Genomic DNA, 243 nt, shown 5'->3' with positions numbered 1-243 from the left:
GAACAGGTGTGACCTCCTTGCCATTGTCACCAGACAAGTGAATGAATTGTACATTCAAAACTAGATAGTAAGTAATGATTTTGCGTCGCAAAACGTTTTAAAATTGATTAAGTCTTCGATCGATTAGTATTCGTCAGCTCCACGTGTCACCACGCTTCCACCTCGAACCTATTAACCTCGTCATCTTCGAGGGATCTTATAACCGAAGTTGGGAAATCTCATCTTGAGGGGGGCTTCATGCTT

The 243-nt window shown here is 42.4% G+C and carries 1 rRNA gene; it reads right to left on the bottom strand.

The features are described from left to right. Positions 1-103: 103 nt before the first annotated feature. Positions 104-243 (bottom strand): 23S ribosomal RNA (locus CD155_RS12365); the annotation flags it as partial.

It is taken from the genome of Staphylococcus caprae, from assembly GCF_002902725.1.
GTDB lineage: Bacteria > Bacillota > Bacilli > Staphylococcales > Staphylococcaceae > Staphylococcus > Staphylococcus caprae.
Note: the sequence above shows the minus strand (reverse complement) of the source record. Positions and strands in the feature narration are given on the sequence as shown.